The organism is Streptomyces sp. NWU339 (genome assembly GCF_003143855.1).
GTDB lineage: Bacteria > Actinomycetota > Actinomycetes > Streptomycetales > Streptomycetaceae > Streptomyces.
The window spans coordinates 1-5,493 of record NZ_QFRK01000146.1; the positions used below are offsets into that span (position 1 = coordinate 1).

The 5,493-nt window shown below is 67.8% G+C and carries 7 protein-coding genes and 1 pseudogene; 7 read left to right on the forward strand and 1 reads right to left on the reverse strand.

The window, feature by feature from the left end:
* From DIZ27_RS44475 to DIZ27_RS44495, 5 genes and pseudogenes are all read left to right on the forward strand, one after another.
* The coding region (locus DIZ27_RS44475) for an SRPBCC domain-containing protein (RefSeq protein ID WP_109383924.1) at window positions 1-356 on the forward strand (356 nt) is incomplete at its 5' end.
* Window positions 356-976, forward strand: coding sequence for a dihydrofolate reductase family protein (locus DIZ27_RS44480; RefSeq protein ID WP_109383925.1), 621 nt, complete (start codon window positions 356-358; stop codon window positions 974-976). The genes DIZ27_RS44475 and DIZ27_RS44480, both read left to right, overlap by 1 nt.
* 118 nt (window positions 977-1,094) lie before the next feature.
* Window positions 1,095-1,934: a transposase family protein gene (locus DIZ27_RS44485; protein WP_109383926.1), complete on the forward strand. Its 840-nt coding sequence runs from the start codon at window positions 1,095-1,097 to the stop codon at window positions 1,932-1,934.
* Window positions 1,935-2,097: 163 nt separating this feature from the next.
* Window positions 2,098-2,802, forward strand: a complete 705-nt coding sequence (locus DIZ27_RS45485; protein WP_146229160.1) for a hypothetical protein — start codon at window positions 2,098-2,100, stop codon at window positions 2,800-2,802.
* A gap of 124 nt (window positions 2,803-2,926) precedes the next feature.
* A pseudogene (locus DIZ27_RS44495) lies at window positions 2,927-3,458 on the forward strand (kinase).
* A 201-nt stretch (window positions 3,459-3,659) separates the two neighbouring features.
* Here the strand turns inward: DIZ27_RS44495 and DIZ27_RS44500 are convergent.
* Window positions 3,660-4,160, reverse strand: a complete 501-nt coding sequence (locus DIZ27_RS44500; protein ID WP_109383928.1) for a lamin tail domain-containing protein — start codon at window positions 4,158-4,160, stop codon at window positions 3,660-3,662.
* A 575-nt stretch (window positions 4,161-4,735) separates the two neighbouring features.
* Between DIZ27_RS44500 and DIZ27_RS44505 the strand changes: the two genes are divergently transcribed.
* Both DIZ27_RS44505 and DIZ27_RS44510 read left to right on the forward strand, forming a co-directional pair.
* Window positions 4,736-5,122, forward strand: coding sequence for a hypothetical protein (locus tag DIZ27_RS44505; protein ID WP_258308925.1), 387 nt, complete (start codon window positions 4,736-4,738; stop codon window positions 5,120-5,122).
* Between the two features lie 93 nt (window positions 5,123-5,215).
* A partial coding sequence (locus tag DIZ27_RS44510) for a metalloregulator ArsR/SmtB family transcription factor (RefSeq protein WP_109383929.1) occupies window positions 5,216-5,493 on the forward strand: 278 nt, incomplete at its 3' end.

Sequence of the window (5,493 nt, forward strand, 5' to 3'; positions counted from 1 at the left end):
TCACCACCACCACGCGGGCGTTCGAGTTCCGCGTCGGCGGGGAGTGGGACTTCGTGCTGCACGGACCGGACGGGACGGACTATCAGGAGTGGATCTCCTGGACCGAGATCGCCCCGCCGGAGCGGATCGCGTTGCTCCACGGTGAGACCCGCGGCGACCCGAACGCCTTCGAGTCGGTCCTCACGTTCGAGCCCGACGGCGCGGTGACCCGGATCGAGATGCGCACGCTGTTCCCCACCAAGGAGCTGCGCGACGAGGCGGTCGAGAAGTACCACGCGATCGAGGGCGGCCGACAGACCCTGAACAGCCTGGCGGCCTACGTCGCCGACCTCGTGCGGAAGGCGGCGGAGGGCTGATGGCCGGGAAGGTGTTCTTCAGCGTGTCGATGTCGCTGGACGGGTTCATCGCGCCCGAGTCCCTCGGGGACTTGATGGGGCAGCAGTGGATGGAACTGCAGCAGTGGATCTTCCCGCAGCGGTTCTTCCGGGAGAACCTGAAGCTGGGCGAGGGCGGCGAGGAGGGGCGCGACAACGACATCGTGCGGGAGACATTCGAGCGCACCGGCGCGAGCGTCATGGGCAAGCGCATGTTCGACGCCGGCGAGCAGATGTGGCCGGAGGCGGCGCCGTTCCACACGCCGGTCTTCGTCGTTACGCACACCAAGCGTGACCCCTGGGAGCGGCCCGGCGGGACCACCTTCCACTTCGTCAACGACGGCATCGAGACCGCGCTCGACCAGGCCCGCGAAGCCGCCGGCGACCGCGACGTCCGCATCGCGGGCGGCGGCGCGACGATCCTGGAGTACGTGAACGCCGGCCTGATCGACGAGTTCTCGATCACACTGTCGCCCGTGCTGTTCGGCTCCGGAATCCGCCTGTTCGAGGGCGTGGACGCGTCCAGGGTCGCGCTGGAGCCGGTCCGTTCGGAGCCGTCGTCGCGGGTGACGCACCTGACCTACGCCGTGCACCCACGGTAGCCGCGCCACCACTCCCCCCAGCGACCCGAGCACCCACGGCGCACAATCAGCAGGCCACCACGGCCAACTGTGAATAGCTGCGTAACTGGCAGGCCCCCCGGCGGCAGTTGAGTTTGGTGTGAAGAAAAACAACGGTCTCACCGAGGGTCCTGACGGACTTGTCCACGCCGCCCGCCTGCCGCTGTCGAGCGCCACCCTGAACTATCTCGCCGACCTGATACGCGGCCACCTGAAGAAGATCGGCTCACGGTGGCGGGCCCAACCCGCGGGAAAGATCGCGGGAATCGTGCTGGCGGTCCTGCGCTGTGACCAGCGGCCCGGCGATCTGGCCGGCGGGAACGGGGTGCACCGCACCACCGTCACCCGCTGGGTGCGGGAAGGCGTCGGTCTGCTGGCTGCCCGCGCCCCGCGTCTGGACCGCGCGCTGAGGAAGATCGCCCGAAAGGGTGGCGGGGTGGTGCTGCGGGACGGCTCCCTGATACGCACCCGGCGGCGCACTGGGACCAAGAACCGGAAGAACTATTCGGGCAAGCACAAATGCCACGGCCTGCTCGTGATCGCTCTCACCGACGACCGCGGCCGACTGGTATGGGTCTCCGCGGTGCGGCCGGGACGCGCCTCGGAGATCACTGCCTGCCGGCACGACAAACTCACCGCTCACCTGCGGGCGGCCGGTCTCGGCGCGATCGCCGACCTGGGGTTCGTTGGACTCGACGATGCCGGTCCGGACGCCGACCCGGCGGTGATCACCGGCTACAAGGCCTCCCGCAACCGGACCCTGACCCGTGGTCAGAAGCTGTCCAACAAGGCGTTGGCCGCGGTGCGGGCCCCGGTCGAGCACGGCTTCGCCCATCTCAAGAACTGGCGTGTCCTCGGCAAGGTCCGCACGGATCCGAGGTGGGCGACTGCGCTCGTGCGGGCCCTGCTGGTGCTGACGAACCGGGAAGTTGCCCGCTGACGGACGACCTTGTCGGTGGACTACCGCTCCGGACCTGCCCGAGCCTCCCGACGCCTACGCACACTAGGCCATCTGACGTGCAGTTTTCACGATGCACCGTGCTCACTGTGGCGGCCATCATGTGATCTTGGCGGGCATGACGGAGTGCGCCGTACATCGTTGGGTGGGACGTGAAGCTGACTACCGAGTCGGGCGGAGTGGGGCGCTGGCCGAACAGGTGGTCGTCGCCGCGTGCGAGCTAACTGACGCCACCGACCCGACGCAGTGGAGCGCAAGCGCGGTGGAGGACGTGGCTGCCGCTCTGGAAGTGTTGGTCGGCGCCCTCGCCCGGCTGGACCCGGAGTGCGCGGAGATCCTCGCCGTCGTACCCGCTGCTGCGGCTGCCGTCCTTGAACRCGCTGAGCAGGCACGCGCCGGGACCGTCCCGCAGGGCCGGGCAGCTGGTGGTCAACGTGCTGCCGGTACCAGCACGGCGCTGCGTCAGGCGCTCGCCGCCCATGGCYTCRCCCGGTATCGCGTCCACCAGCTCGGTGCCGCACTGGTCACCGTGACCCTGGACCCGCCCGACGCCCAGGCCCTGGCCGTGCTGCTCACCCGGTGCGCCGGGGTTTCCCACCAGGCGCAGCACGCTGATGACGGGGCGGGCGAAGGGCCGGCCGAAACCGCGGCTGCCGCGCTCGCGGACGCCCTCCGCGCCCATGGAGCAGGCTCATCCGCTCGGGTCCTGGCCTCCGGACAGGTCAGTGCCGGGGTCACCCCGCAGACCGCGCAGGCCGTGGTGGCGGCGCTGGCTTCCCTGCCGGCCGCCGCGTCACGCGGCCGACGACGCGGGCTCGGCCCAAGTTTCAAGGGTGTGTCGATCCCGTAGGGCACCCGTCTCGGATGGTGCCGGAGGTCAGCTTCAGAGTGATGTGCCCTGGGTCTGGTGGAGTCTCCACCGACCTTGGAGCGATTCACTTGCCGTAGCTGCAGGTCGGTAGCGTGGCCGGATGATGGTGGGAGGTGAAATCACTCGGCTTTGTCGTTGTTCGAGGGAACTCGGCGTCGGGCAAGTCCTGCGTGGCGGCAAAGATCCGTGACCGGTTCGGCCGCGGCCTGGCCCTGGTCGGACAGGACAACCTGAGGCGGACCGTGCTGCGGGAGCATGATGTGCCCGGCGGCGCAAACATCGGGCTGATCGATACCGTCGCCCGCTACGCGTTGGATGCCGATTACCACGTAGTGGTCGAGGGCATTTTGTATGCCGACCGGTACGACGACATGCTCGCGGGCCTGGTCGCCGACCACTCCGGAGTCTCCCGTTGCTACTACCTCGACATCCTCTTCGAGGAAACGCTGGTTCGGCATGCCTCGAAGGTCGATGCCGACTATCTGGCCCAGGTCACCGAGCGGGAGCTGCGTGACTGGTACCGGGAGCGGGATCTCCTGCCCAGTGGCATGGAGACCGTCATCGGAGCTGACAGCACCCTCACCGAAACCGTCGACCGCATCATGTGCGAGACCGGCCTCGTGGAGGGGAGTTGACGGTTCAGCAGCCAGCGACTGCGTCCTGGGGGTCGCGATTGTCCGAGTTCGGGCCAGTCAGTCTTGGTGTAACGCAGGAGGTCACTCCGGCAGGACGCCCTGTCCTGGAACTCGGACACGAGGTGCACATGGCCGGAAGCGGCAGGCGGCGTCCCATCCGTAGACCAGGTGGGACGCCGCTGTGCAGCAGTGGCTGCTGGTTCAGCCGTGGTAGGTGATGTAGCCGTTGCCGTCGCGGTCGTTGGCCTTCTTGGTGTAGGCATGGACGTCGGCGCGGGCGCCGGAGGGCTTGTAGAAGTAGATGGTGTCCTTGTCGTTGTTCCAGATGAAGTTGCAGTTCTGGCGGTAGGCGACGTTCTTGGCGTCGGAGTCGGTGCCGCGGCCGCCGCGCAGGTGGACGTAGTCGCCGGGCTCGAGGGTGTGGCTGTTCTTGAAGGTGAACTTGTTGCCGGCGGCGTCCTTGACGACGTAGCCCTTCAGGTTCACTTTCGCCGTCTTCGAGTAGTTCTTGATCGTCAGGTACTCGTTGTGGGTGTTGCCGCCCGAGCACTTGTTGGAGTCCCGGCCCGGGGCGTCGTACTGGACACCCTTGATCTTCAGGGCCGAGGAGTACTCGGCGGCGTGTGCCGGTGCGGCGGTGAGGCTGAGTGCGCCGACGGCGGCCACGGCCGCGGCAGCGGGCAGGGTACGGCTGATGCGCATGTGGGTTCCCCCCTGATGGTGCGTATGGAGCATCGGGGAGCATACCGAACCCGTGATCACCATATGAGTGAAGGGTGAAGGAAATGCGAAGGCGAGACGGTGTGTAGGGCAGCCGGGGGGTCAGCGTGCAGGTTCCACCGCGGCGGGCATGCTCGGTGTTCGTCGCAGATTGGACGAGGGCGCTCGTTCCACGGGGTCGATCACGAGCCCCACCAGGCCTTCCGATGGCCGCAGGAAAAAGGTGCTCTTTTTTCACTGGCCTGTAATGGCAGGTGCGCCCGAGGTCGGATCGGTGCGAGAGCACTGAGTGATGTGCATCATGAAATCGCAGGTCACGGGTCTGGTGTGAGTGACGATTCGGGGACTCGTGCCGGTCGGCGGCTGCTGTCTATGCCGTAGATCATCGGGCAGGTCCGGTTCCGACGGTCTGCCGGGTTCGGCTGTGCCCGTGACCGACCCCCGCCTACGATCCGTCAGCAGGTCGGCACGCCATGAGACCGCGGGAGGCTGCGGAGATGCAGGAGCGGCAGTGAATCACCGCTCGCCGGAGCGAACTGGACGCCCTCACCGAACGGTTGACCAAGCAGTTGCAGGAGGTGCAGGTCGAGCGGGAGGAACTGGCGATCGCGGAGCGGGTGTTGAATCGTTTGGCCGAGCAGGCCCAGGCCGAGGTCGAGGCGGTCGCTCCGGTATCGGCGAAGGTGGCCGGGCGGGCGGTACTGCTGATCCCGCACCGCAGCGACGTGGCCGACGAGGGTGCGCTGCCGGGCGCCTACCGCAAGATCCTGGCGATCGTGCGGGAGGCGGACGGTCCGGTGCAGGTCAGGGGGGTTGGCGAGCGGCTGGGCCTGGACGCGTCGGTGCGCGGCAGGCTGGAGCCGCTGCGGGCGAAGATGACCAAGCTTGCCGACCGCGGCTGGCTGCACAAGCGCCCTGACGGGCGGTTCACCGCACGTCCATAGCTGGGCAGGGCCGGAGGCCTGCAATCGTCATCCGACAAGACTCGCCCGATTCCCAGCCTTGACGCATTCCGATATAGGAATATGATTGCTGTCATGGCACGAGCAGCGACGACGTCAGACGTCTTCAACGCGATCGCCGAGCCGCAGCGCCGAGAGATCCTGGTGCTGCTGCGGGCAGGTGAGCGGTCGGTGACCGAGTTGGCCCAGGAGTTGGGGATGACCCAGCCGGGGGCGTCCAAACACCTGCGGGTGCTCCGGGAGGTCGGGCTGGTGCGGGACCGCAAGGCAGGCAAGCAGCGCCTGTACGGCCTGGACGCCAGCGGGCTGCGGCCCGTCCACGAGTGGACCGGCGGTTTCGAGCAGTTCTGGAA

Bases quoted from the DNA above. Each gene is read 5' to 3' on its own strand.
- DIZ27_RS44480 (WP_109383925.1), top strand. From the start codon at position 356: ATGGCCGGGAAGGTGTTCTTCAGCGTGTCGATGTCGCTGGACGGGTTC.
- DIZ27_RS44500 (WP_109383928.1), bottom strand. From the start codon at position 4,160: ATGCGCATCAGCCGTACCCTGCCCGCTGCCGCGGCCGTGGCCGCCGTC.